Origin of the sequence: Rhodoferax koreense, assembly GCF_001955695.1 — a bacterium.
Taxonomy (GTDB): domain Bacteria; phylum Pseudomonadota; class Gammaproteobacteria; order Burkholderiales; family Burkholderiaceae_C; genus Rhodoferax_B; species Rhodoferax_B koreensis.
This window is the reverse complement of the sequence record NZ_CP019236.1, coordinates 4,089,865-4,115,047: the sequence shown is the minus strand read 5'-3', so window position 1 is coordinate 4,115,047 and position 25,183 is coordinate 4,089,865. Positions and strand designations below refer to the sequence as shown.

General features: G+C 66.2%; 26 protein-coding genes, 1 tRNA gene and 1 pseudogene. 10 read left to right on the top strand and 18 right to left on the bottom strand.

From position 1 onward, the window contains the following. Positions 1-4: 4 nt before the first annotated feature. The 4 genes and pseudogenes from RD110_RS19125 to RD110_RS19110 all read left to right on the top strand — a co-directional run. Positions 5-1,042, top strand: a complete 1,038-nt coding sequence (locus RD110_RS19125; RefSeq protein WP_076201137.1) for a carbon-nitrogen hydrolase family protein — start codon at positions 5-7, stop codon at positions 1,040-1,042. Beyond that, positions 1,039-1,848, top strand: coding sequence for a maleate cis-trans isomerase family protein (locus tag RD110_RS19120; RefSeq protein ID WP_076201135.1), 810 nt, complete (start codon positions 1,039-1,041; stop codon positions 1,846-1,848). The genes RD110_RS19125 and RD110_RS19120 overlap by 4 nt, the downstream gene beginning before the upstream one ends. Positions 1,849-1,852: 4 nt before the next feature. Continuing rightward, positions 1,853-2,737 (top strand): alpha/beta hydrolase, encoded by an 885-nt coding sequence (locus RD110_RS19115; RefSeq protein WP_076201134.1) that lies wholly within the window; start codon positions 1,853-1,855, stop codon positions 2,735-2,737. A gap of 191 nt (positions 2,738-2,928) precedes the next feature. After that, a pseudogene (locus tag RD110_RS19110) lies at positions 2,929-3,747 on the top strand (IS481 family transposase); the annotation flags it as partial. A gap of 53 nt (positions 3,748-3,800) precedes the next feature. Here RD110_RS19110 and RD110_RS19105 read toward each other — a convergent pair. Together RD110_RS19105 and RD110_RS19100 are read right to left on the bottom strand one after the other, a co-directional pair. Further along, positions 3,801-3,877: transfer RNA gene (locus RD110_RS19105), tRNA-Pro, on the bottom strand. Between the two features lie 26 nt (positions 3,878-3,903). Then, positions 3,904-4,935, bottom strand: coding sequence for a polyprenyl synthetase family protein (locus RD110_RS19100; protein ID WP_076201132.1), 1,032 nt, complete (start codon positions 4,933-4,935; stop codon positions 3,904-3,906). A 122-nt stretch (positions 4,936-5,057) separates the two neighbouring features. Between RD110_RS19100 and rplU the strand changes: the two genes are divergently transcribed. The 4 genes from rplU (at position 5,058) to proB (ending at position 8,037) form a co-directional block, all read left to right on the top strand. After that, positions 5,058-5,369: a 50S ribosomal protein L21 gene (rplU, locus tag RD110_RS19095; RefSeq protein ID WP_076201130.1), complete on the top strand. Its 312-nt coding sequence runs from the start codon at positions 5,058-5,060 to the stop codon at positions 5,367-5,369. Positions 5,370-5,388: 19 nt separating this feature from the next. Next, positions 5,389-5,649 carry a 50S ribosomal protein L27 gene (rpmA, locus tag RD110_RS19090; protein WP_076201128.1) on the top strand — a complete coding sequence of 87 codons (261 nt, stop codon included), beginning with the start codon at positions 5,389-5,391 and terminating at the stop codon, positions 5,647-5,649. Positions 5,650-5,743: 94 nt separating this feature from the next. Further along, positions 5,744-6,823: an Obg family GTPase CgtA gene (gene cgtA / locus RD110_RS19085; protein ID WP_076201126.1), complete on the top strand. Its 1,080-nt coding sequence runs from the start codon at positions 5,744-5,746 to the stop codon at positions 6,821-6,823. 56 nt (positions 6,824-6,879) lie between these two features. Further along, the gene (gene proB, locus RD110_RS19080; RefSeq protein WP_076201124.1) at positions 6,880-8,037 is read left to right on the top strand and encodes a glutamate 5-kinase; all 1,158 of its coding nucleotides are present in this window, start codon (positions 6,880-6,882) and stop codon (positions 8,035-8,037) included. Positions 8,038-8,073: 36 nt separating this feature from the next. On the opposite strand, the gene RD110_RS19075 is transcribed toward proB, so the two are convergent. Together RD110_RS19075 and RD110_RS19070 are read right to left on the bottom strand one after the other, a co-directional pair. Beyond that, positions 8,074-8,619 carry a CNP1-like family protein gene (locus tag RD110_RS19075; protein ID WP_076201123.1) on the bottom strand — a complete coding sequence of 182 codons (546 nt, stop codon included), beginning with the start codon at positions 8,617-8,619 and terminating at the stop codon, positions 8,074-8,076. Beyond that, a complete protein-coding gene (locus RD110_RS19070; RefSeq protein WP_076201121.1) occupies positions 8,588-9,259 on the bottom strand; it encodes an RNA pyrophosphohydrolase in 672 nt (223 codons plus the stop codon). Before RD110_RS19070 ends, RD110_RS19075 begins: the two co-directional genes overlap by 32 nt. Positions 9,260-9,375: 116 nt before the next feature. Here RD110_RS19070 and RD110_RS19065 point away from each other — a divergent pair, with 116 nt between their 5' ends. Continuing rightward, on the top strand, positions 9,376-11,127 hold the full coding sequence (locus tag RD110_RS19065; protein ID WP_076201120.1) for a proline--tRNA ligase: 1,752 nt from the start codon (positions 9,376-9,378) through the stop codon (positions 11,125-11,127). A gap of 19 nt (positions 11,128-11,146) precedes the next feature. Next, the gene (locus tag RD110_RS19060) at positions 11,147-11,800 is read left to right on the top strand and encodes a lytic transglycosylase domain-containing protein (RefSeq protein WP_394329421.1); all 654 of its coding nucleotides are present in this window, start codon (positions 11,147-11,149) and stop codon (positions 11,798-11,800) included. A 36-nt stretch (positions 11,801-11,836) separates the two neighbouring features. On the opposite strand, the gene RD110_RS19055 is transcribed toward RD110_RS19060, so the two are convergent. The 14 genes from RD110_RS19055 to ribD all read right to left on the bottom strand — a co-directional run bounded on the left by RD110_RS19055 (position 11,837) and on the right by ribD (position 25,180). Continuing rightward, the gene (locus RD110_RS19055) at positions 11,837-13,201 is read right to left on the bottom strand and encodes a virulence factor family protein (RefSeq protein ID WP_076201118.1); all 1,365 of its coding nucleotides are present in this window, start codon (positions 13,199-13,201) and stop codon (positions 11,837-11,839) included. Beyond that, positions 13,198-15,843: a bifunctional lysylphosphatidylglycerol flippase/synthetase MprF gene (gene mprF / locus RD110_RS19050; protein ID WP_076201117.1), complete on the bottom strand. Its 2,646-nt coding sequence runs from the start codon at positions 15,841-15,843 to the stop codon at positions 13,198-13,200. Before mprF ends, RD110_RS19055 begins: the two co-directional genes overlap by 4 nt. Before the next feature lie 159 nt (positions 15,844-16,002). Further along, positions 16,003-16,551 carry an NUDIX hydrolase gene (locus RD110_RS19045; RefSeq protein ID WP_076201115.1) on the bottom strand — a complete coding sequence of 183 codons (549 nt, stop codon included), beginning with the start codon at positions 16,549-16,551 and terminating at the stop codon, positions 16,003-16,005. Positions 16,552-16,627: 76 nt separating this feature from the next. After that, complete coding sequence (locus tag RD110_RS19040) at positions 16,628-17,323, bottom strand: fumarylacetoacetate hydrolase family protein (protein WP_076201114.1); 696 nt, start codon at positions 17,321-17,323, stop codon at positions 16,628-16,630. Positions 17,324-17,357: 34 nt separating this feature from the next. After that, entirely contained in the window at positions 17,358-18,368 is a 1,011-nt protein-coding gene (gene tolA, locus RD110_RS19035; protein WP_076201112.1) for a cell envelope integrity protein TolA, read from the bottom strand. A gap of 8 nt (positions 18,369-18,376) precedes the next feature. Further along, positions 18,377-18,799: a protein TolR gene (gene tolR / locus RD110_RS19030; protein ID WP_076201111.1), complete on the bottom strand. Its 423-nt coding sequence runs from the start codon at positions 18,797-18,799 to the stop codon at positions 18,377-18,379. Between the two features lie 9 nt (positions 18,800-18,808). Continuing rightward, positions 18,809-19,501 (bottom strand): protein TolQ, encoded by a 693-nt coding sequence (tolQ, locus tag RD110_RS19025; protein ID WP_076201109.1) that lies wholly within the window; start codon positions 19,499-19,501, stop codon positions 18,809-18,811. Next, complete coding sequence (ybgC, locus tag RD110_RS19020; RefSeq protein ID WP_076205283.1) at positions 19,498-19,914, bottom strand: tol-pal system-associated acyl-CoA thioesterase; 417 nt, start codon at positions 19,912-19,914, stop codon at positions 19,498-19,500. Before ybgC ends, tolQ begins: the two co-directional genes overlap by 4 nt. Positions 19,915-19,949: 35 nt before the next feature. Then, the gene (locus RD110_RS19015; RefSeq protein ID WP_076205281.1) at positions 19,950-21,134 is read right to left on the bottom strand and encodes a pyridoxal phosphate-dependent aminotransferase; all 1,185 of its coding nucleotides are present in this window, start codon (positions 21,132-21,134) and stop codon (positions 19,950-19,952) included. An 8-nt stretch (positions 21,135-21,142) separates the two neighbouring features. Then, positions 21,143-21,694, bottom strand: coding sequence for a transcription antitermination factor NusB (nusB, locus tag RD110_RS19010; RefSeq protein WP_076201107.1), 552 nt, complete (start codon positions 21,692-21,694; stop codon positions 21,143-21,145). Further along, positions 21,691-22,164: a 6,7-dimethyl-8-ribityllumazine synthase gene (gene ribH, locus RD110_RS19005; RefSeq protein WP_076201105.1), complete on the bottom strand. Its 474-nt coding sequence runs from the start codon at positions 22,162-22,164 to the stop codon at positions 21,691-21,693. The genes nusB and ribH overlap by 4 nt, the downstream gene beginning before the upstream one ends. Positions 22,165-22,166: 2 nt before the next feature. After that, positions 22,167-23,321: a bifunctional 3,4-dihydroxy-2-butanone-4-phosphate synthase/GTP cyclohydrolase II gene (ribBA, locus tag RD110_RS19000; protein ID WP_076201104.1), complete on the bottom strand. Its 1,155-nt coding sequence runs from the start codon at positions 23,319-23,321 to the stop codon at positions 22,167-22,169. Beyond that, a complete protein-coding gene (locus tag RD110_RS18995) occupies positions 23,318-23,989 on the bottom strand; it encodes a riboflavin synthase (protein ID WP_076201102.1) in 672 nt (223 codons plus the stop codon). Before RD110_RS18995 ends, ribBA begins: the two co-directional genes overlap by 4 nt. Before the next feature lie 66 nt (positions 23,990-24,055). Then, complete coding sequence (gene ribD / locus RD110_RS18990) at positions 24,056-25,180, bottom strand: bifunctional diaminohydroxyphosphoribosylaminopyrimidine deaminase/5-amino-6-(5-phosphoribosylamino)uracil reductase RibD (protein WP_076201100.1); 1,125 nt, start codon at positions 25,178-25,180, stop codon at positions 24,056-24,058. Positions 25,181-25,183: the final 3 nt, after the last annotated feature.

Here is a 25,183-nt window from a genome sequence, read left to right as displayed (position 1 = left end):
TTTCATGCTTACATTGTCCCGTTTCAAGGCCGCCGCCGTGCAGGCCTCCCCGGTGTTCCTCGACACCGATGCCACCGTCGACAAGGTCATCGACCTCATCGGTGAGGCCGCGGGCAACGGCGCGCGGCTCGTTGCCTTCCCTGAAGTCTTCGTCGCCGGTTATCCCTACTGGAGCTGGATCGGCAACCCGATCGAGGGCAGCCCCTGGTTTGAGAGGCTTGCGCGCTCGGCCATCGAGGTGCCAGGCCCCGAGATCGCCAAAATCGCGGCCGCCGCCGCGCGCCACCGCGTCAACGTCGTCATCGGCGTGAACGAGCGCAGCCGGGGCGGCATCGGCACGATCTACAACACCGTCCTCACCCTCAGCGACGAGGGCCGCATCCTGGGTCGCCACCGCAAACTGGTGCCGACCTGGGCCGAGAAGATGACCTGGGCACCGGGCGACGCCTCGGGGCTGCGGGTGCACGACACCAGCATCGGCAAGCTGGGCGCGCTGGCTTGCGGCGAAAACACCAACACCCTGGCCCGATTCGCACTGCTGGCCCAGGGGGAGCTGGTGCACCTCGCCAATTACATCTCGCTGCCGGTGGCCCCGCCCGACTACGACATGTGCGAAGCCATCAAGGTGCGGTCGGCCGCACACAGCTTCGAGGGCAAGGTCTTCACCGTGGTCGCCTGCTCCACCGTATCCGAGGAGATCATCTCCGCACTGGAGGTCGATTTCCCCCGGGCGCGCGAGCTGCTGTCGCGTAGGAACAGCGCGTTCTCCGGTGTGATCGGCCCCGATGGCCGCGTCATTGGCCAGCCGCTGATCGATGAGGAGGGCATCGTCTATGCCGATATCGATCTGGGCCGATGCATCCAGCCGCGCCAGATGCACGACATCGTCGGCCACTACAACCGCTTCGATGTCTTCGACCTGCGCGTGAACCGCAAGCCTCTGCAGGCCGCGCGGTTCGACGATGACGCCGAGAAGGACCTCAACGCCGGACTGGCACCGTTTCTCGCCCCACTGATCGACACCCAGGAAGTCCAACCATGAGCATCAACACGCCCGATACGCTGCAAAATTCCGCGTCACGCAGCACCACTTCTTACCGCATCGGTCAGATCGTGCCCTCGTCCAATACGACGATGGAAACCGAGATTCCCGCCATCCTTCGGGCGCGGGAGTTGGTGCATTTCGAGCGTTTCACTTTTCATTCCAGCCGCATGCGCATGAAGAAGGTGACCCAGGAAGAACTCGCGGCCATGGATGGTGACAGCGACCGCTGCGCGCTTGAGCTGTCCGATGCACGGGTGGACGTGCTCGGCTACGCCTGCTTGGTCGCCATCATGAGCATGGGGCGCGGTTACCACCGCGTCTCGGAGCAGCGCTTGCACCAGCGCACCGTCGACAACGACGGGCCGGCCCCAGTGGTGACCAGCGCCGGCGCGTTGGTCGACGGCCTGCACGCGATCGGCGCGAAGAAAGTGTCCATCCTCACGCCCTACATGAAGCCTCTAACCCAACTGGTCATCGACTACATCGAGAACGAAGGCATCGAGGTGGTTGACAGTATCTCGCTGGAGATTCCGGACAATCTGGACGTCGGCCGCCAGGATCCGCGCGCGCCAGCGGAGATCACCAAGCGCCTGAAGACCGCCGGTGTCGATGCAATCGTCGCCTCGGCCTGCGTGCAGATGCCGTCGCTGCCTTCGGTGCAGCCCATCGAGGACCGCACCGGGCTTCCGGTACTGTCGTCCTCGGTGGCGACCACCTACATGATGCTCAGGAAGCTGGGTCTCGACACCCGCGTGCCGGGCTTCGGCGCGCTTCTGTCGGGCCGTTACTCACGCGGCGGGTAAACCCATGATCGACCTGATGTTCGCCACGCGCGCGGAGCGCGATCGGCAGTACAACGCCCGGGCCTCCGTGCCGGATTTCGAAGCCAGCATCGGAGAATATGCAGCGCTCTCGGATGCTGCGCGTCGGCACTGTGTCGGCCTCTTCGATCTGCCCTATGGTCTGGGTGCGGCCGAGCGGCTGGACCTGTTTCCCGTGCTTCATCACCTCATGCCTGCGCCCGTGCTCGTTTTCATTCACGGCGGCTACTGGCGCGCGCAGACCAAGGAGAACTCGGCGCTGATGGCCCAGGCCTTCACGGATGCCGGTGTGGCCGTTGCCACCCTCGAATATCCCTTGCTGCCCGGCGCGACGCTGGCCGAGACCGTGCGTGCCGTGCGTAGCGCCGTCGCGTGGTTGCATCGTCATTCGGCGGCTCATGGCATCGATCCAGGACGCATCTATGCCTGCGGCAGCTCGGCTGGCGGCCATCTTACGGGCATGCTGCTGGCGCCGGGCTGGCAGGCCGAGTACGGCCTGCCAGAAGACGTGGTACGCGGCGGGGTTGGCCTGAGCGGCCTCTATGACATCCGCCCATTGTGCGATACCCACATCAACGACTGGCTGCGCCTGCATCCCGAGCAGGCCTGGCGCCTGAGCCCATTGAGCCAGTTGCCCGACAGGCCGGTTCCTTTGGTGCTGGCCGTTGGAGGCGAGGAGACTGACGGATTCAAGCGACAGACCGATGCCTATGAGCTGGCATGGCGCGAGCGCGGCCATCCGGTGACCAGGGTGGCCGTGCCGCAGTGCAACCACTTCAACCTGCTGTGCGAAATGGCTGAGGCGGGGAGCGATTTGACGCGCGCCGTGCTGGACATGATCGAGCACGACAGGGTGACTTTAGGCGGCTGATTCGCGCGTCAGGACAGCTAATTGTCTCGGGCTTCGACCTTCAAGGTTGCCAATCTCAATCCCAATCCAGACCCGGATCTAATCGCGATCTAACTGTGAAGTTCCAATAGGTTGTTGCGGGTGTTCACCCGGAGAGGTTCTGAGAGACTGGAAATCGCCAAACCCCCAGTCAACTCAAATTACCAAACCGAATGAACACTCATAAGAATGCCCGATTGACCTACCTGCGTCGCTTGGAGATGGTCCAAGACCTCACAAAACGTGGCATGAGCGCATCAGATGCGGGCGCCAAGCATGGCGTCAGTGCCGTGACTGCACGCAAATGGCTGGCTCGCTACCTGGCAGACAGTGCCAATGGTCTGCTGGACAAGTCCTCGCGTCCCGAGAAGTCACCGCGCGCCATCGAGCCGCATGTCGCGCTGGCCATCGTGAAGCTGCGCCGCAAGCTGTGCCTGCAAGCCTATATCGCCTCGTACATGGGCGTGTCCAAGGCGACGGTCAGCCGTGTCCTGCGCCGAGCCGGGCTGTCGCGGCTAAGCGATCTGCGGCTCAACGAGCCTGTGCAACGGTACGAGCGCGAGAACCCCGGTGAGCTGCTGCACATCGACATCAAGAAGCTGGGGCGCTTCGAGCAGGTCGGCCACCGCATCACCGGGGACCGGACCCAGCGCGCCCGCAATGTCGGCTGGGAATACATCTTCGTGGCCGTGGACGACCACGGCCGGCTGGCCTTCACGCAGGTCTACCCCGACGAGACGAAGATCAGTGCCGGGGCGTTCCTGCGGGCCGCAGTCGCCTACTTCGCCGGCTTGCGCGTACCCATCCAACGCGTGCTCACTGACAACGGCATGTCGTTCCGATCGGCGCCGTTCGCTGAGGCGTGCCTGGAACTGGGCATCACCCAGAAGTTCACACGGGCCTACCGCCCTCAGACCAACGGCAAGGCCGAGAGGTTCATCCAATCTGCCCTGCGCGAGTGGGCCTATGGCCACACGTACGAGAGTACGGCGGAAGGGGGCAGGTCATGCGACTTCAGAAAGTCGTTGATCTACAAGGAGAATTCTGGTCGGGGTGAGAGGATTCGAACCTCCGGTCTCTACGTCCCGAACGTAGCGCTTTACCAGACTAAGCTACACCCCGAGTGGCGTCACAAACGCCTGAAGAAATCAGGATCTGCGCTCCAACAATTGAGCCGCCAATTGTAGCAAACCGCTGGTATAGGTATTGGCCGGCAACAGGCTCGTCGCCTCGATGGCGCGGCGGGCTTCGGCCGCGGCGGCGTCACGTGTGGCTTCCAGCGCGCCGGTGGCTCTGACGATCTGGATGATCTCTTCGATCTTCTCGACTTCGCCGTTCTCGATGGCATGGCGGATCGTCGCGCATTGCGCTTGCGAGCCGCGCTGCATCGCGATGATCAGCGGCAGCGTGGCCTTGCCTTCACGCAGGTCGTCACCCAGGTTCTTGCCCATCTCGGCCACGTCGCCGTCGTAGTCGAGCACGTCGTCGATGACCTGGAAAGCGGTGCCCAGCGCCTGGCCGTATTCGGCGCAGGCCTGTTCGATCTCAAACGTGGCGCCGTTCAGCACGGCCGCCAGCCGGGTGCTGGCTTCGAAAAGCTTGGCGGTCTTGGAGCGGATCACGCGCAGGTACGCCGCCTCTGTGAGCGTGGCATCGTGCATGTTCACCAGCTGCAGCACTTCGCCTTCGGCAATCACGTTGACCGCATCGGCCAGGATCTGCATCACGCGCATGTCCTGGATCTCGACCATCATCTGGAAGGCCCGCGAGTAGAGGAAATCGCCGACCAGCACGCTCGCCGGGTTGCCGAACACCTCGTTGGCGGTGGCGCGGCCGCGCCTCAGGCTGGAGTCGTCGACCACGTCATCGTGCAGCAAGGTCGATGTATGGATGAACTCCAGCACGGCCGCCATGTTGAAGCGCTGCGTCTGCCGGTAGCCGAGCGCGCCGCACATCAGCAGATGGATGGCGGGCCGCAGGCGTTTGCCGCCGGCGGAGATGATGTACTGTGCGACTTCGCCGACCAACGGAACGCCGGACGACAGGCGCAGCGCGATGACTTTGTCCACCTCGCGCATGTCGTCGGAGATCAGGGCGAGGGCGGCGGCGGTGCTTGTGGGATGGACGGACAAAATGCGAGCGGAAGTAGTTGGCGAATTATAGGAAATTTGGCACTTCATCCCGGGCGCGTGAAGGCGCGCCGCACCCGCCCGGGCGCGGGCTGTGGCTGGAATCCCGGCGCTATGCTAAACTATAAGGCTCTGCGGAAATCCGTCCCGGAGCTAAATTGAAGAGGTCATTCATGTACGCGGTCATAAAAACCGGCGGCAAACAGTATCGTGTTGCTTCCGGCGAAAAAATTAAAGTAGAACAGATTGCTGCGGACGTAGGCCAAGAGATTGTGTTCGATCAGGTTCTGGCAGTCGGCAACGGCAGCGAGATCAAGGTTGGCACGCCCTTGGTGTCCGGCGCATCGGTTACGGTCACGGTTGTGGCTCACGGCAAACACGACAAAGTGAGCATTTTCAAAATGCGTCGCCGTAAGCACTATCAGAAACGTCAAGGGCATCGCCAGCAGTTCACCGAACTGCAAATCGGCGCCATTGCAGGTTAAAGCTTAAGGAGCAGGAACCATGGCACAGAAAAAAGGCGGCGGCTCAACGCGCAACGGACGTGACTCCAAGCCAAAGATGCTGGGTGTGAAGGCCTTCGGTGGCCAGCTCATCAGCGCAGGCTCCATCATCGTGCGTCAACGTGGCACCCAATTCCACCCCGGCACCAATGTCGGCGTGGGCAAGGACCACACCTTGTTCGCTCTGGTTGACGGCCACGTGTCGTTCGCCGTCAAGGGCGCGATGAACAAGCATCATGTGATCGTGACGCCGGCGGCTTGATACCCCGGCTCAGGTGATCATCCTGATCCTCAGAAGCCCCGCCTCGCCGGGGCTTCTTTGTTTCAGGCCCTAAACTAAATAAACTGGAACGACCATGAAGTTCGTTGACGAAGCCTTTATCGACATCTCTGCCGGAGATGGCGGGGCAGGGTGCGTGTCGTTCCGGCATGAGAAATACAAGGAATTCGGCGGGCCGAACGGCGGCGACGGCGGCCGTGGCGGCCACGTTTTCGCGGTGGCCGATCCGAACCTCAATACGCTCGTGGATTTCCGCTTCTCGCGCCGTCACGACGCCAAGCGCGGCGAACACGGCATGGGCTCCGACATGTTCGGCGCCGCTGGCGACGACATCACGCTGAAGATGCCGGTCGGCACCATCATCACCGACGCCGAGACGGGCGAGGTTCTGTACGAGCTGCTCGTGCCCGGCGAGGTGATCACCATCGCCAAGGGCGGCGACGGCGGCTTCGGCAACATGCGTTTCAAGAGCGCGATCAACCGCGCGCCGCGCCAAAAGACGCCAGGCTGGCCCGGCGAGAAGAAAAGCCTGAAGCTCGAGCTCAAGGTGTTGGCCGACGTGGGCCTGCTCGGCATGCCGAACGCGGGCAAATCGACGCTGATCACGGCGATCTCGAACGCGCGTCCACGCATCGCCGACTATCCTTTCACCACCCTGCACCCCAACCTGGGCGTGGTGCGCGTCGGGCCGGAGCAGAGCTTCGTGGTCGCCGATCTGCCCGGCCTGATCGAGGGCGCGTCCGAAGGCGCGGGCCTCGGCCATCTGTTCCTGCGCCATCTGCAGCGCACCCGGCTGCTGCTGCACGTGGTCGACATGGTGCCGTTCGACGACAGCGTCGACCCAGTGGTCCAGGCCAAGGCCATCGTCGGCGAACTCAAGAAATACGACGAAAACCTGTACAAGAAGCCGCGTTGGCTGGTATTGAACAAGCTGGACATGGTGCCCACCGAAGACCGCGCCGCGCTGGTCAAGGATTTCGTCAAGCGCTTCAAGCACAAGGGCCCGGTGTTCGAGATCTCGGCGTTGAACCGCGAAGGCTGCGAAGCCCTGGTCAAGGCCGTGTACCAGCACATCAAGGCACAGCAGGTGGCCGAGCAGGCGCCGGTGGAAATCGACCCGCGCTTCACCAACAGCGACACTTCGGCCTCCTCCTGAAATTGTTTCAAAAATAATAGCTGGCGTCGCAAGGTGGACGGGCGCTACAGGCAGAAATGACTCTTAAAGCAACATCCACCGTCCTGCGTGATGCGCGGCGCATCGTCGTCAAGGTCGGCTCCAGCCTGGTGACCAACGAGGGGCGCGGGCTCGACGAAGCCGCCATCGGCGAATGGTGCCGGCAACTGGCGGCGCTGGTCGGCAGCGGCGCCAACCGCATCGGGCACAAGCGCGAGGTGATCATGGTCTCCAGCGGCGCGGTGGCCGAGGGCATGAAGCGGCTCGGCTGGGCCACGCGGCCACGCGAAATCCAGGAACTGCAGGCGGCCGCGGCCGTGGGCCAGATGGGCTTGGCGCAGATGTACGAAACCAAGCTGCGCGAGAACGGCCTGGGCAGCGCCCAGGTGCTGCTGACCCATGCCGACCTGGCCGACCGCGAGCGTTACCTCAATGCGCGCGCCACCCTGCTGACGCTGCTGCAGCACGGCGTGGTGCCCGTCATCAACGAAAACGACACCGTGGTCAACGACGAAATCAAGTTCGGCGACAACGACACGCTGGGCGCGCTGGTGGCGAATCTGGTGGAGGCCGACGCGTTGGTGATCCTCACCGACCAGAAGGGCCTGTACACCGCCGACCCGCGCAAGCATCCATCGGCCGAGTTCGTCTCCGAAGCCAAGGCCGGCGATGTGGCGCTGGAAGTCATGGCGGGGGGCGCTGGCTCGAGCATCGGCCGAGGCGGCATGTTGACCAAGATCCTCGCGGCCAAACGCGCCGCGGGTTCGGGTGCGTCCACGGTGATCGCCTGGGGACGCGAGCCCGACGCGTTGCTGCGCCTGGCGCGCGGCGAAGCCATCGGCACGCTGCTGGTGGCCCAGACGCAGAAGACGCAGGCGCGCAAGCAGTGGATGGCCGACCACCTGCAACTGCGCGGCGCGGTGACGATCGACGCCGGCGCCGCCAGCAAGGTGCGCGACGAAGGCAAGAGCCTGCTGCCCATCGGCATGGTGGCGGTGGAGGGCGACTTCTCGCGTGGCGACGTGATCGCCATCCGCGACGCCGACGGCTTGCACATCGCGAGAGGTCTCGCCAATTATTCGAGCTCTGAAGCGCGGCTCTTGTGCCGCAAGCCCTCGGGTGAGTTCGAAAGCCTGTTGGGCTACGTGGCCGAGCCGGAGATGGTGCACCGCGACAACCTGGTGCTGACGCGCTGATATCGCGCCGACATGGCACGCCTGGGGCTTCCGGCCTCAGTGCGTGCTCTCGGCCCGCGGGTATTTGATGTTGCGCACCATGTCTTGCGCACTGCGCGGCGGGCTGGTCTGTTCACACGCGCCCATCCGGGCCAGCGCCAGCGAGTGCCGGTAGGCGCCGTTGCCGAACAGCCGGCTCCACTCGGGTGATTTCGCCAGGTTCCATTGACCGTCGTTGTAGCGGCCGTAGGTCTTGACTTCGCCGGTGGCACAGCGGATGCCTTCATACAGCCCCGTGGTTGCCCCGGGGCTCGTGGCCACCACCACGTACCGGACCACGTCGTCCTTGCCGATGCTGACGGACTTCGGGTCGAGCCCGAACTTCAGCGCCACATTCGGCCCCAAATCGATATTGATGAGCTGGCTGGTGCTGAAGGCCGGCGGTGGCGGCACCTCGGTCTCGGCCCAGACCGCCGGATCGTCGGAGGCCCTGAGTTCGGGAGTGGACTGCGCGGCGCCGGCCGTCAGCGCCAGGGCCGCGAGCGCGGCAGCGAGGAACGGCGTCGTGTAGTTACGGAGGCAGCGTGGGAACGAACGGAGCATGGTTCTTTTCTTGCGGGTCGCGTTGCTGCGCCAACTGGGGATCGGGTTCGAAGGTGGCACCAGGCGGCAGTTCGAAGTGAGCGCCTGGCACGGCTTCGAAATGCGCGTCGGCATGGCCGCTTTCGCGGGTGCGCATGCTGCTGCGCAGATAACGGTTGCGCGAATCGTGTCGCGGCAGGAAACGCGCGAGTTCGGTCAGCGCCATTTCGTACACGCCGCGCTTGAACTCGACCACCACGTCCAGCGGCACCCAATAGTCGTTCCAGCGCCAGGCGTCGAACTCCGGATGGTTGGTGGCGCGCAGATTCAAATCCCAGTCGTGGCCGACCAGTTGCAACAGATACCAGATCTGTTTCTGTCCCTTGTAGTGACCACGTGCATCACGCCGGATAAACCGGTCTGGCACCTCGTAGCGCAACCAGTCACGGGTGCGGGCAACAACGCGTACATGCTCCGGATGCAGCCCCACTTCTTCGTGCAGTTCACGGAACATGGCCTGCTCGGGGGTTTCGCCCCGGTCAATGCCACCCTGCGGAAACTGCCAGGAGTGGGTGCGAATGCGCTTGCCCCAAAATACCTGATTCTTCTGGTTGAGCAGGATGATGCCGACGTTAGGCCTAAAGCCTTCTCGGTCAAGCATAATCAAACCCCAATTTTTAAACTGTTTCCATTATGCACAGCACTGGCTGTGTATCAAGCGATGCGGTCCGTCTTTCTCTGCCCCGATCACCCCCTAATTTCGCCCCCCAATCGCCGATGAAAGCCTCCCAGTTCCTTATTTCCACGCTCAAAGAAGCCCCTGCCGACGCCGAGGTCGCAAGCCACCGGCTCATGACCCGGGCGGGCATGATCAAGAAGCTGGGCGCCGGCATCTACAGCTACATGCCGATGGGGCTGCGCGTGATCCGCAAGGTCGAGGCCATCGTGCGCGAGGAGATGAATCGGGCCGGCGCCATCGAAGTCACCATGCCGGTGATCCAGCCGGCCGAGTTGTGGCAGGAGACCGGTCGCTTCGAGAAGATGGGCCCCGAGCTGCTGCGCATCAAGGACCGCCATGCGCGCGACTTCGTGGTGCAGCCGACGAGCGAGGAAGTCATCACCGACATCGCGCGCCAGGAATTCCGCAGCTACAAGCAGCTGCCCAAGAACTTCTACCAGATCCAGACCAAGTTCCGCGACGAGCGCCGGCCGCGTTTCGGTCTGATGCGCGGTCGCGAATTCACCATGAAGGACGCCTACAGCTTCGACCGTGACATGGACGCGGCCAAGCAGAGCTACCAGGTGATGGCCCAGGCCTACCGCAGGATCTTCGACCGTTTCGGCCTGAGCTACCGCGCCGTGGCGGCCGACAGCGGCGCCATCGGCGGCGACCTGAGCGAAGAGTTCCAGGTGATCGCCGCCACTGGCGAGGACGCGATCGTCTACTGCCCGACCAGCGACTACGCGGCCAACATGGAAAAAGCCGAGGCGCTGGCGCCGCAGCAGGCCCGTGGCGCCGCCACGCAGCCCCTGACCAAGACGGCGACCCCCGGCAAGGCCACCTGCGCCGACGTGGCCGAACTGTTGAACCTGCCGTTGAAGAACACGGTGAAGTCGCTGGTGCTGGCCACCGACGAGCTGGACGAGCAGGGCGCGGTCGCGAAGACCCAGGTGTGGCTGCTGCTGCTGCGCGGCGACCACGACATGAACGAAGTCAAGGTTGGCAAGGTGCCCGGCCTGAACAACACCTTTCGCTTCGCCACGCTGCCCGAGATCGAGGCTCACTTCGGCTGCAAGCCCGGCTACCTCGGCCCGCTGAACCTGGTGCAGCCGGTGAAGCTGGTGGTAGACCGCGAAGTGGCGGTGATGAGCGACTGGGTCTGCGGCGCCAACGAGGCCGACTTTCACATGACCGGCGTGAACTGGGGCCGCGACCTGCCCGAGCCCGAACTCGTGGCCGACCTGCGCAACATCGTCGCCGGCGACCCGTCGCCCGACGGCCAGGGCGTGCTGGCCATCGAGCGCGGCATCGAGGTCGGCCATGTGTTCTACCTCGGCACCAAGTACAGCCGCGCGATGAACGCGACCTTCCTCGACGTCAACGGCAAGCCGCAGTTCCTCGAGATGGGCTGCTACGGCATCGGCATCACCCGGCTGCCGGCGGCCGCCATCGAGCAGAACCACGACGAGCGCGGCATCATCTGGCCCGACGCGATCGCACCGTTCACCGTCGCCATCTGCCCGATCGGGCCGGACCGCAGCCCCGAGGTGAAGGCCGCGGCGGAAGCGCTCTACGCCGAACTGATGGCCGCGGGTGTGGATGTGATCCTGGACGACCGGGGCGAGCGCCCCGGCGCGATGTTCGCCGACTGGGAACTCATCGGCGTGCCGCACCGCGTCACGATCGGCGACAAGGGCCTGAAGGAAGGCCTGGTCGAATACCAGCACCGCCGCGACGCCGCCGCCACCAAGGTCGCGGTGGGCGAGGTGTTCGCGCACCTCCAGTCCAGGCTCGCGCCTGTGGCTTGATCCAGGGCTGATCGACAACGTGAACGACACGCTGCCCCGCGCTTTGGCCCCCCCCGGCTTTTCAAGAAGAAAAGCCCTGTGGTGGACGGCCGGCGGGCTGGGGCTGCTATCAAAAACGGAGTTCGCGCACGCCGGCGGGCAACTGGAGGAGCCGTTGGCCGATTCGGTGCGCTCGGCCCTGAGTTCGGCGGTGGGCAACGCCGCGCCGCCGGTGCCCGAATTCGCCAGCACGGAGGCGCGGCTGGCCTACCTGCGCTGGCTCGGCGCCATGAGCGATCGATTGCGCCCGAAAAAGCCCGACTGGAACGTGCGCCGCGAGTTCCTGGAAACCGTGTGGTACGAGAGCAAGCGCGCCGGCCTCGACACCGCGCTGGTGCTGGGCCTGATCCAGGTCGAGAGCAATTTCCGCAAGTTCGCGGTGAGCCCGGTCGGTGCGCGCGGCTACACCCAGGTGATGCCGTTCTGGACGCGCGTGCTCGGCGACGGCGACGCGGGCAAGCTGTTCCACATGCAGACCAATCTGCGCTTCGGCTGTGTGATCCTGCGCCACTACCTGGACCGCGAGGGCGGCAACCTGTTCATGGGCCTGGGCCGCTACAACGGCTCGCGTGGCAAGGCGCTGTACCCGGATGCGGTTCTCGGGGCTAGAAAGCGCTGGGAATTCTCGGCCTGAGGTCGGACCGGCCCGAACGGGCGGCTGAAAAGCGCCTCAGGGCCCGGCCGTGCGCAGGATGCGGTCGGCCAGGCCGGCGTAGTCGCCGTCGAAGTGGTGGGCGCCCTTGAGCATGACCACCTGCGCGTTATTGGGTCCCAGTTGCGGGCACAGCGAGCGCTTCTCCTCGCTGCCATGCACGCACAGCGTGCGCGCGGCCTCCATCTTCCGGGCCTCCGGCAGCACCGGCTTGTCCCCGCTGGGGCCGAGCCAGTTGCTGACATGGAACTCGAACGAGGCCTTCTCGGCCGGCGCCAGCAGCACCGACAGCCGCACCATGGCGCGCGTGCGTTCGGGCAGCCGGTTCAGCGCGAAAGGCAACACGTCGGCCCCCTGCGAGAAGCCGATCAGGATCACCTCGCTGCGCTGCCAGCGCGCGGCGTAGTGGTGCACCAGCCGGTCCAGATCGGCCGCCAGGCCTTCGGGCGTGCGCTTGCTCCAGAAATAGCGCAGCGAGTCGAAGCCGGCCACCGGCACGCCCTGGCGCGCCAGGGCGGCGGCGATGTCCTTGTCGATGCCGGCCCAACCGCCATCGCCGGACAGCAGCACGGCGAAGCGCTTGCCGGGCTGCTGCGTCGGCACTTCCACGACGGGCAGGTCGGCCAACTGCGCGGGCGCGGCCTCCAGCACGGGTCGCTGCGCGGTGATTTCGGCCGCGGCGGCGTCGAAGCTCGCAAGCAGGCGGGCCTGCGGCACCTGGGCGACGAAGGCCTGGCCTGCCGCGGGTTCGCAGGCGGCCGTGCCGTTGGTCGATGACGCGGTCGCAGCCATCCACGGAATGCCGAGCGGCACCGGCGCCATGTCCACGGACTGGCCCTGGCCGGCTTGGCTGACCAAACGCCAGCTGAGCTTGTTGACCGCGCACAGCGGTGGTTGCACGACCAGCCGTGGGCAGAAGCCTGCGGTCAGCAGCGCGCCGAAGGCGCCGGCCGGTGTCTGCGCGACCATGCCGTAGGCGTAGGCGGCGTAGTCACCCGCGCCAACCACGGTGCTCTCGAAATACGCCGGCAGCTTGAGCATGGCCTGGATGTGGCGCGCGAGGTTCTCGAAGTCGCCGCCCGCGTAGCTGCACGGCGCCTTCTGCGCGCGCACCTTGGCCTGGTAGGCGGCCATCGAGACCTCGGCGACCATGGCGCCACCGGCCAGCAGCCGGCTGCGCATGGCCTGTTCCTGCGCCGAGGCCGTGCTGCCTTCGACCAGCAGCAGCGCGAACTGGCGCACCGGCCCGGCGGGTGAATGCACCTGCACACGCTCGAACTGGCCGTGCGTGATGCTTTGCACGGGGCTCTGTATCGCCGGCTGGGCCTGGGCCAATGCAGCGCCGGCGGCCAGCAGCAGCCCGAGGGTCAGTGCGGATTTCATTTGGACACCACCCCTTTCACGCCGCCGCCGATCAGCGTTGCGACATCGGCCAGCACCAACACCGGCTCCAGGCCGCCCGGTGCGGCCAGGTAACGCGCATCCCACACGGGTTCGAACTTGTCCTTGAAGCTGTGCAGGCCGCGGAAGTTGTAGAAGCGCTCGCCGTGCTCGAACAGCAGCCGGCCGATGCGCTGCCAGCGCGGCGCGCGGCGGCGTTCGGCCATGCCGGCCATGGGCGCCATGCCCAGTCCGAAGCGCTGGTAGCCCTCGGCCTGCAGGTGCAGCATGGTCTTGGCGAACAGGAAATCCATGGTGCCGGGCGGGGCGTCGGGCACATAACGCATGAGGTCGATGCTGGCTTCTTCCTTCTGGCCCGTGACCAGCAGGTTGGCGAAGGCGATGATCCGGCCCGCGTGCCGCACCACCGCCACCGGCAAGCGCTGCAGGTAGGCGTCGTCGAAGCGGCCGACCGAGAAGTTTTTCTCGCGCGCACTCTGCTTCTGCATCCAGGCGTCGGAGACGCTGCGCAGCGCGGGCAGCAACTGTGCCACGCTTGCTGCCGGCACGACCTCGAACACCAGGCCCTCGCGCTCGCCGCGGTTCACGCCGGAGCGCAGGTTCGCGCGCTTGGCGCCCTTCAGGTTGAACTCGGGCAGCGGCACATGGGCGTATTCGCCGAGCTTGAAGGCCTGCAACCCGCAGTCGAGGAACAGCGGCAGCATGGACGGGCGTACCTGGTAGAAGGCCGCGCGCCCACCATGCGCGTTGGCGTGCTCGATGAAGCGCCAGACCAGGTCGGCCCACTCGCGGCGCTCGCCAATCGGGCCGAACAGCGCGACCCACGAGCGGCCCTGCTTGCCGTACATGATGAAGCTCTTGCCCGAGGGCGAGAACATCAGGTTCTTGTCGCCGACCAGCGCGAAGCAGCCGCCGGCGCTGGGGCTGGTGCGCACAATGGCGGCGGCCAGGTCGATTTCCTCCTGCGTGGGCGGCGCCACCCGGCCCGCGGGCGGGCGCATGAGCTGCCAAAGGCCGATGGCCAGGGCGCAAAGCGCCACGCCCAGCAGTGCGCGCAGCGAGCGGGGCGCCTGGGCATCGAGCTCGAACTGCCACCACAGGCGGTTGCTGTAGTGCACCTCCTGGTAGACGAAGAACAGGATCCAGATACATGCGGCCAGCACCCCGCACATGGCCAGCAGCCAGCCCGGCTCCAGCCGTTGTGCGAACAGCGAGGACGGCCGGTCGAACTGGCGGCGCGACAGCACCAGCAGCACCGCCAACGTGGTCAGCAGCGCGGCCTCGCCCCAGGCGATGCCCTTGGGCAGGGCCAGCAGCCCGGCCACGATGGACAGCGCCAGCGCAGCCCACCAAGCCGCGTCGAGCCGATGCAGCAGGCCGCGCGCGACCAGCAGCAGCCCCAGGCCGGCAATGCTCCCCAGAAAATGGGCGGCTTCCACCACCGGCAGAGGCACGCTGAGCGACTCGAGCAGCAGTTGCCCATCCTCGGTGAACGGCGTCACCCCCGAGACCAGCAGCCACAGGCCGGCCACCAACGTCAGCGCGGTCAGCAGCCGTGGGCTCAGGCGTGCGGCCGCGTGCATGGCCGGCACTGCCGCGCGGCCGACCTGTGCGCCCAGGCCCGCGCGCATCTCGAAGCCGGCCAGCAGCGCGGTGGCCAGCACCAGCGGCAGCACGTAGTACAGCGCGCGGTAAAGCAGCAGCGCGCCCAGCACCGTCTCGGTCGGCAAGTAGGGGCCGCTGGCCAGCAGCATCACGGCCTCGAACACGCCAATGCCACCCGGCACATGGCTCAGCAAGCTGGCGCTGATGGCGATGGCGTAGAAGGCCAGAAAGGTCGCCAGCGGCAGCGCCGAGCCGGGCAGCAGCACCCACAGCGCCAGCGCCGAGGCGCCCAGTTCCACGGCCGAGATCGCCAGCTGGCGCAGCGCCAGAGTTGGCGGCGGCAAGCGCAGTGTCCAGCGGCCCGCGATCTGCACCACGCGCTGGCGCGCGCAGAGCCACAGCAACACGCCCACGCCGGCCAGCAGCACCAGGGCGGCCGTGCGCAGCAGGAAGGCGGGCAGGTGCAGCAGCCGGGCCACGTCGGGCGCGCCCCACAGCAATGCCAACGCACCAAACACCGACATGCCGAGCAGGAAAGCGCTGGCATTGAAGGCCACCACCTGGGCGATCTTGGATGGCTCCACGCCGGCGGCGGCGAACAGGCGCATGCGCACGGCGCCACCGGTCAGGGTGCCAAGGCCGATGGTGTTGCCCAGCGCATAGGCGACAAACGAGGTCAGCAGCAGCATGCCGCGCGAGACTTTGGCATGTGCATAGGCGAGTGCCGACGCGTCGTAGCCCGAAAGGGCGAGATAACTCACGGCTGTGAAGGCCAGGCCCAACAACACCTGCAACGGCGGCGTGCCGTGTACGGCGTTCATGATCTCGACATAACGCACCTCGCGCAGCAGGCTGTGCAGCGCGACGCCCACGAGCAGGATCAGCGCGGCCGCAACGCCGCCGATGACCCAGGGCTGCCAGCGCTGCAGAGCGTCGCGGATCCAGGGGGCCGGGGGGCGCAGCCCGGCCTGCTGGGCCAGGTCGGGCAATGTCGCGGTGTTTTTCGCGGTATTCGGCATGGGAGTGTCGAGTGCACTATAGCCATGCACGGGTACGGGCGCCCTGAGCCGAAAGCCTTATGTTCTGTGAGACTTTGCGCTGTGTCTGGATCAGGTCGTCCCGGTCAGGTCGGTCTGTGAACGATGCATGCCATGGAAAACACCGGCGAATCAAAAAGATCAGACGATGTCGCCGTGGTGAATGCCGAAGCGCCCCGCTCGGCGGTCGGCGAAGTAATGCTCCAGCGTTTCCTTGACGGTGCGAAACGCGATCTCGTCCCAGGGAATTTCGGCCTCGGTGAACAGCCGGGCCTCGATGGTCTCGGTGCCCGGCTCGAAGGCGTCGCTCAGCAGCTGGGCCAGATAGAACAGGTGCACCTGGCCGACCCGGATCACGCTCATCACGCTGAACAGATCGCCCATCTCGAACTGTGCGCCGGCTTCCTCGATCGTCTCGCGCGCCGCGCCCTGGCTGGTGCTTTCGCCGAGTTCCATGAAGCCTGCGGGCAGCGTCCACTTGCCGTAGCGCGGCTCGATGTTGCGCTTGCACAGCAGCACCCGGTCGCCCAGGTAGGGCACGGTGCCGACCACGTTCAGCGGGTTCTCGTAATGGATGGTGGCACACGCCGGGCACACCGCGCGCTGCTTGGTGTCGCCATCGTCGGGCACGCGGTAGACGACGGCCGCGCCGCAGTTCCTGCAGTGTTTGATCGGGCTGCGAAAAATCATGCGGCGAGTGTAGGGGAAGTGCGTGGGGCGCAAAAAAGGGGCCGCGATGGCCCCTGGGTTGAAGGCGGCCGGCAGCTTAAAGGATCTTGATGGACAGTTCGCCGATGCCCGCCACACCGCCCACCAGCGTGTCGCCGGCCACGACCGCGCCCACGCCTTCGGGGGTGCCGGAGTAGATCAGGTCGCCGGGCTGCAACTCCCATGCCGCCGACAGGTGCTCGATGGTCTCGGCGATGTTCCAGATCAGCTTGGCCACCGTGCTGCGCTGGCGCTCCTGGCCGTTCACCGACAGCCAGATCGCGGCGTTTTCCACGTCGCCGGCCTGGGCCACGGGCGTGATCGGGCCGATCGGCGCGGACTCGTCGAATGCCTTGCCGATGCACCATGGCCGGCCGACTTTCTTGGCCTCGTTCTGCAGGTCGCGGCGCGTCATGTCCAGGCCGACGGCGTAGCCGAAGATGTGCTTGTGCGCATCGGCGGCCACGATGTTCTTGCCGCCCGTACCGATGGCCACCACCAGTTCGATCTCGTGGTGCAAGTTCTTGGTCAGGCTCGGGTAGTGCATCTGGCCGGTCTCGCCCGCCGGCACGACCACGATGGCATCGGCCGGCTTCATGAAGAAAAACGGCGGCTCGCGGCCGGTGAAGCCCATCTCCTTGGCGTGGTCCTCGTAGTTGCGGCCGACGCAGTAGATGTGGCGCACCGGGAAGCGGGCGGACTGGCCGACCACGGGAACCGAGGGCACGGAAGGCGGGGCGAAAACGTAGCTCATGACAGGCTTTCTGGTGGGTTGAGCGGAGGGAGGGTCAATTCTTGGGGCTGAAGCCGATGATCAGCGGCGAGGGCACGCGGCCATCGGTGTCGCGCGGCATGGTCTCGGTCTTGTCGATGGCCTTGAGCACGGCATCGTCCCAGGACTTCACGCCGCTGGACTTGACGAGCCGGCGGCTGATGATGGTGCCGTCGGGCGAAGAGCGCACCTCGACGTCGGCCGTGGGGTTGCCGGCGATGTCGTCGGGGAACACGATGTTGGGCTTGACGCGGGCGCTGACGCGGCCGGCGTAGCTGCTCGACGGCCCGCTGGACTTCAACGCGCTGCCCGTGGCGTCGGCCGCGCCGGAGGCGCCGGCCATGCCCTGCAGGCGTTTGAGGTTCTCGGCGCGCATGGCGGCCTCAGCGGCTTTCTGCTGCTGCGCCTTCTGGGCTTGGGCCTGCGCCTGGGCCTGGGCGGCTTCGGCCTTCTTCTTGGCCTCCGCGGCGTCGGCCTGCTTACGCTTGGCATCGGCCTCGGCTTGCGCTTCGCGCTGGGCTTCGAGTTCGCGCGCCTTCTGTTCCAGCTTCTTCTTGTCGGCCGCGGCCTTCTGCGCCTGTTCGCGTTTTTCCTGCAGCTGCTTTTCCCGCAGCTTCTCCTGCTGTTGTTCCAGCAGTTCCTGCTGCCGCTGTTTTTCCTGTTCGCGCTTCTTCTTCTCGCGCTCGAGTGCGATGTCGGCGTCGCGCACCACAGGGGCGGGCGGAGGCGGTGCCACCTGTTGCACGGGCGGCGGCGGGGGAGGAGGGGGTTCGACCTTGGGTTGCGGCACCGGTGGCGGTGGCACCGGTGTGGGCGGCGTGACCACGGCTTCGCGCGGCGCGGCCTGTTGCGTCACCGAGGACCAGATCTCGGCCTCCACTGCCGGGCTCTCGGTCTGCTTCCAGTGCACACCCCAGGTCAGTGCGGCCAGCAGCAGCGCATGGGCCACCAGCGCCAGCAGCAGCGCACGCAGCATGCCCGGCGGCTTCGGCGGCGTAAGGACCAGGGTGTCGTGGGTCGCCTGCATGTCCGTGTCTATTTGCCGCCGAGCTGCACCGACAGGCCGACGCGCTGCACGCCGCTGCGCTGCAGCGTGTCCATGACCTTCACCACCGATTCGTACTTGACGTTGCGGTCGGCGCTGATCACCACCGGCGTGTTGGTGTTGTCGCCCTGGGCCTTCTTCACCGCGCTGGCCACGTCCCTGGTGGTGAGCCGGGTGGTCGTGCCCTGGTCCTTGAGCTCGAGCGTCTCGTCCTTGGCGATGACGATCTGGATCACCTTGTCCGGCGTCTTGCCGGCCTTGCCCACGCTGGGCAGGTCGATCAGGCTCGGCGTGACGAGCGGCGCCGTGACCATGAAGATGATCAGCAACACCAGCATCACGTCGATGAAGGGCACCATATTGATCTCGTTGATGGTGCGCCGGCCGCGGCCTCTGGAAACCATACTTGGCATGGGTATTCCTCAGTGGCCCGAGGCCGATTGCGCCGAGACGTTGCGCTGCAGGATGTTGGAGAACTCTTCGATGAAGGTCTCGAGCCGGATGGCGGTGCGGTCGATGTCGCGCGCGAAGCGGTTGTAGGCCACCACGGCCGGAATCGCCGAGAACAGGCCGATGGCCGTGGCCACCAGCGCTTCGGCGATGCCGGGCGCCACGGTGGACAGCGTGACCTGCGCCATGCTGGCCAGGCCGGTGAAGGCATGCATGATGCCCCACACCGTGCCGAACAGGCCGACATAGGGCGACACCGAGCCGACCGAGGCCAGGAAGGACAGGCTGGATTCGATCACGTCCATCTCGCGCTGGAAACTCGCGCGCATGGCGCGGCGCGCGCCGTCGAGCAGCGTGCCGGAATCGGTGATGCGGCGCTCGCGCAGCTTCTGGTATTCGCGCATGCCGCTGGCGAAGATGCGTTCCATCGGGCCGGCGTTCTTGGCGTTCTGTGCGGCGCTGGCAAACAGGTCGTTGAGGCTGGTGCCCGACCAGAACTCGCGCTCGAATGCTTCATTCAGGGTCTTCACCTTGCCCAGCGCAAACAGTTTTCTGAAGATGGCCGCCCAACTCGCGACCGACACCCCCACCAACAGCAGCATCACCAGCTGCACCACAAAGCTGGCGTTCAGCACCAGTTGGACAATCGAAAGATCTTGGCTCATTTCAGGGCTTCTAGAAGTGTTGGCGGAATGCGGGCAGGTTTCAGGGTTTCGGCGTTCACCCAGCTGATGCGGATGCGCCCTTCGCACAACACGGTGCTGCTGGCGATGTCGGCGCGGTCGGTGCCGGCCAGCACTTGCTGCCCTATTGTGAGAGACGCACGCCCGCTTTGTTCCAGACGGGCTGTAACAAGAAGTTCATCATCGAGCCGGGCGGGTTGCAGGTAGCGCAGCGAGGTGTCGGTGACGACGAACATGCAGCCCGTGTCGGCCTTCAACGTCCGCTGGCCGATCCCGAGGGCGCGCAGCCATTCGGTGCGTGCGCGCTCCATGAACTTCAGGTAGTTGGCATAGAACACGATGCCGCCGGCGTCGGTGTCTTCCCAGTACACGCGGATGGGGAAAGCAAAGCCAATGTCTGAGGAGGCGAGGGCTGCGGTCATGTACCTGCTCAGCCCAGCATCTCGCGCAGCCGCGCTACCGCGGTCTGCAACTGGGCCATTGAGTTGGCGGTGGAAAAACGGACGAAGTGGCCGGTGTCGGCCGTGCCGAAGTCGCGGCCCGGCGTGACGGCCACATGCGCGCGGCGCATGACTTCGAAGGCGAAGTCCCAACTGCCGGTAATGCCTAGCCTGCTACAGATTTCGGAGCAGTCGGCCCAGGCGTAGAAAGCGCCATCGGGCTCGACGGGCACTGAAAATCCGAGTGAACGCAGTGCCGGGATGAAGTAGTCGCGCCGGGCCTTGAATTCGGCGCGGCGGCGTTCGTATTCGGCCAGCGACTCGGGCTCGAAACAGGCCAGCGCCGCGTGCTGCGCCACCGTGCTGGCGCAGATGAACAGGTTCTGCGCGATGCGTTCGACCACCGGCACCAGTGCCTCGGGCACGACCAGCCAGCCCAGGCGCCAGCCCGTCATGTTGAAGTATTTGCTGAAGCTGTTGATGCTGATGATCTGATCATCGATCGCCAGCGCGCTCTGGCCGAAGGCTGGGTCATGGCTCAGGCCGAGGTAGATTTCGTCGATGACGGTGATCCCGCCCTTGCGCGTCACCACCTCGTGGATGCGGCGCAGTTCTTCGGGGTGGATCGAGGTCCCGGTCGGATTGGAGGGCGAGGCCAGCAACACGCCGCGCGTCTTGGCAGACCAGGCGGCTTCGACCTTGGCGGCACTGAGCTGGAAACGCTCTTCGGCCGTCGTCGGGATCAGCACCGCCTTGCCATCCGCCGCACTCACGAAATGGCGGTTGCACGGGTAGCTCGGGTCGGGCATCAGGATTTCGTCGCCGGCATCGATCAGCGCCAGGCAGGCGAGCTGCAGCGCGGCCGATGCACCGGCGGTGATGACGATGCGACCCGCCGGCACATCGACGCCGAAGCGGCTTGCGTACCAGGCGCTGATGCGTTCCCGCAGCGGCATCAGGCCCAAGGCCTGCGTGTATTGCGTGGCGCCTTCGGTGATGGCCCGGGCGGCCGCCTGCTGCACCAGCGGCGGCGCGGTGAAATCGGGCTCGCCGATGTTGAGGAAGATCATCGGCCGCTCGCTGTCGGCGACTTCCGCCGCGAGCGCCGAAGCGGCCTTGGCCACTTCCATCACGTAGAACGGCTCGATCGCCTGCGCGCGCTGCGAGATGCGCATCACGCTGGTCACGCGGCGGCCGGGCGGCTCTTGCCCGATGCCTGGTCGGCCTGCACTTCAGCGCTGCGCAGGCTGGGCGCCAGGCCGTTGAGGATGCCATTGACGTATTTGTGGCCGTCGGTGCCGCCGAATTCCTTGGCGAGTTCGATGCATTCGTTGAGCACCACGCGCCATGGCACGTCGAGGCAATGCTGCATCTCGTAGACGCCGATCCACATCACCGCATGCTCGATCGGCGAGATTTCTTCCATCTTGCGGTCGAGCAGCGGCACGATCAGCGCGTCGAGTTCGGCGGCGTGTTCGATGCAGCCGTGCAGCAGCGCGTCGTAGTGCGCCGAATCGGCCTTGTGGAAGCCGGCCAGGTCGCGTGTGAACGCGTCGATGGACGCGGCGTCGTTGCCGCCCACCAGGTGCTGGTACAGGCCCTGCAATGCGAATTCGCGCGCGCGGCTGCGCACCGATTTGGCGGCGGCCTTGCGCGCGCCGGTGCTGGTGAGGCCGGTGCGCGACTGGCGCGCAGGTTTGCCCGCCGGGCTGAGGTGGCTGGATTCGTCGGTCATTTGAGTTGTTCCAGCAGGTTGGCCATTTCCACCGCCACGCGGGCTGCGTCGCGGCCCTTGTCGGTCTGGCGGGCCACGGCCTGTTCCATGTTTTCGGTGGTGATGATGGCGTTGGCGATCGGGATCTGGTAGTCGAGCGCGATGCGGCTCACGCTCGCGCCCGATTCGTTGGCCACGAGTTCGAAGTGGTAGGTTTCGCCGCGGATGATGCAGCCGAGCGCCACCAGCGCATCGAAGGCTTCCTGCTCTGCGAGCGCCTGCAGCGCCACCGGGACTTCCAGTGCGCCGGGCACTTGCACATGGACGATGCGGTCCGCCGCCACGCCGAGCGCGGCCAGCTCATCCTTGCAGGCCTTGGCCAGCGCGTCGGTGATGCCGGCGTTGAAACGGGCCTGCACGATGCCGATGCGCAGCTTGCGGCCATCCATGTGTGGCTGTTGCGGGTCGTAGCCCTGGTCTGCAGCTTGCATCTTTATTCCTTGGAATCGATTGGAGTCGGGGTCTGTTTGGCGAGGTAGCCGACGGTTTCCAGGCCGTAGCCGGTCATGCTCGGCATGCGGCGCGGCTGGCCCAGCAGGCGCATCCGGTGCACGCCGCATTCGCGCAGGATCTGCGCGCCCACGCCGTAGGTGCGCAGGTCCATGCGGCCGCGCTCGGGCGCCTGCGCGGGCCGTGCCGTGCCTTCGAATTGTTCGAGCAGTTCGGCCGCGCTTTCACCGCAGTTGAGCAGCACCGCCACGCCCTTGCCCTGCTGCGCGATGTGGCGCAGGCTCGCGTCCAGGCTCCACGAATGCAGGGAACGGTCGACCTCGAGCAGGTCGAGGATGGACAGCGGCTCGTGCACGCGCGCATCGACCACGTCCTCGGGCGCCCAACTGCCCTTGACCAGGGCCAGGTGCAGTTCGCGGCTGGGCTTGTCGCGGAAGGCGTGGGCCGTGAATTCGCCGAACGCGGTCTTGATCGGCCGGCTGCCGATCTTCTCGATCAGCGATTCGTTGCGGCTGCGGTATTCGATGAGATCGGCAATCGTGCCGATCTTCAGGCCATGCTGCGCGGCGAAGACCTGCAGGTCGGGCAGGCGGGCCATGGTGCCGTCGTCGTTCATCACCTCGCAGATCACGGCGCTGGGGCTGCAGCCGGCCATGGTGGCCAGGTCGCAGCCCGCCTCGGTGTGGCCGGCGCGCATCAGCACGCCGCCGTCCACCGCCTGCAGCGGGAAGATGTGGCCGGGCTGCACCAGGTCCTGCGCCGTCGCGTTCTTGGCGACGGCGGCCTGCACGGTGCGCGAACGGTCGGCGGCCGAGATGCCGGTGGTCACGCCCTCGGCGGCTTCGATCGACACGGTGAAGGCGGTCGCATGCTTGGCGCCGTTGCGCGCCACCATCGGCGGCAGGTGCAGGCGTTCGCACATCTCGCGCGACAGCGTGAGGCAGATCAGGCCGCGCGCATGGCGGGCCATGAAGTTGATGGCTTCGGGCGTGACGTGGTCGGAGGCCAGCACCAGGTCGCCTTCGTTCTCGCGGTCTTCCTCGTCGACCAGGATCACGATGCGGCCGGCACGCATGTCGGCCACGATGTCTTCCACCGGTGAGATGCCCGCCGGGGCGAGGGTGGTGGGAGCGGTCATGGCTGGGCTTTCGCGACGGTCGAAACGATGGAATGCGGTGTGGGGTGCTGCGGATCGGCCTGCAACATGCGCTCCACGTAGCGCGCGATGAGGTCGATCTCGAGGTTCACGCGCGAGCCGGCCGCCAGGCTGCCGAGCGCGGTGTTTTCCACCGTGTGCGGGATCAGGTTGATCGACATCTCGCAGCCCTCGGCCACGTCCGCCACCTGGTTCACGGTGAGGCTCACGCCGTTGACGGTGATCGAGCCCTTGTAGGCGAGGTACTTGGCCAGGCTTTTCGGTGCCAGGATCTGCAGCAGCCAGCTTTCGCCGACCTGCTCGAAACGGACCACGCTGCCGATGCCGTCCACATGGCCGGCGACGATGTGGCCGCCGAGCCGGTCGTGCGCGCGCAGCGCCTTCTCGAGGTTGACCGGGCCGGGCGCGTCCAGCCCTGTGGTCTTGTCGAGCGACTCGGCCGAGATGTCGATGGTGAAGCGGTGCTGGGCGGTGTCGAGCGTCGTGGCCGTCATGCACGCGCCGTTGAGCGCGATGCTGTCGCCCAGCCCGACGTCGGCCAGATACCCGGCGGGCGCCTCGAGGGTGAGGCGTTTGCCGAATGAAGAAGAGCTACCCAGGTCGTGGACGGCGACGATGCGCCCCACGCCGGTGATGATTCCGGTGAACATGGCGCTATTTTCGCAGGGTTTGCGGCCATGTTCCTTGACGCGGGAAATACGGCGGATGGCAGGTCGTCAGAACCGATCGCGACCGGGGACGCGCGCCAGGATGCGCAGGTCGGGCGGCAGCAGGTCCACGCTCTTGAATTCGAGCGCCACGGCCTGCGACAGGGCGGACAGCGGGCCGAGATTCGCCATGTCCAGGCCCTGGCCGATGAACTTGGGCGCAAGGTAGACCAGGAACTCGTCGACCAGGCCTTCGCGGATCAGCGAGCCGTTGAGCTTGTGGCCGGCCTCGACGTGCAGCTCGTTGATTTCGCGCCGGCCGAGGTCCTGCAACATGGCCGCCAGGTCGACCTTGTTCTCGGTGCCCGGCGCGCGGCCTGGCAGATGGATCACCGTGGCGCCGTGGGCTTCCAGTTCTGATTTTTTGGCATCATTTGGGGCTGCGGCGTAGATGAATACGGCGCGGCCAGCTATGAAAAGGCGAGCATCGAGCGGCGTCTGCAATTGGCTGTCGACAATCACGAGATGCGGCTGGCGCGGCGTGTCGACCAGACGCACATCGAGCCGCGGATCGTCTTCCAGCACCGTGCCGATGCCGGTCAGCACCGCCGAGGCGCGCGCGCGCCAGGCGTGGCCGTCGGTGCGTGCCGCCTCCGACGTGATCCACTGGCTGGTGCCGTCGGCCAGCGCAGTCTTGCCGTCCAGGGATGCCGCGATCTTCATGCGGACCCACGGCGTCTTGCGCACCATGCGGCTGAAGAAGCCGATGTTGAGTTCGCGCGCTTCCTCCGCGCCCGGTCCCACTTCGACCACGACGCCCGCCGCGCGCAGCCGCGCGAAGCCATTGCCGGCGACCAGGGGGTTCGGGTCGGCCAGCGAGGCCACGACTTTGCCGATGCCGGCCGCAATCAGCGCGTCGCAGCAAGGGCCGGTGCGGCCGTGGTGGGAACACGGTTCGAGCGTGACATAGGCGGTGGCGCCTTCGACCGAATGCCCGTGCGCCGCCGCATCGCGCAGGGCCATGACCTCCGCGTGCGGGCCGCCGACCTTCTGGGTGTGGCCCTGGCCGAGGATCTGGCCGGTGGGGGAGGTGATGATGCAGCCGACGGCGGGGTTGGGCGACGCGCCGCGGCTGGCGTGCTGGGCCTGCAGGTGGGCCTGGTGCACGAAATCAGAAGGGACCGAAAAATTCATTCG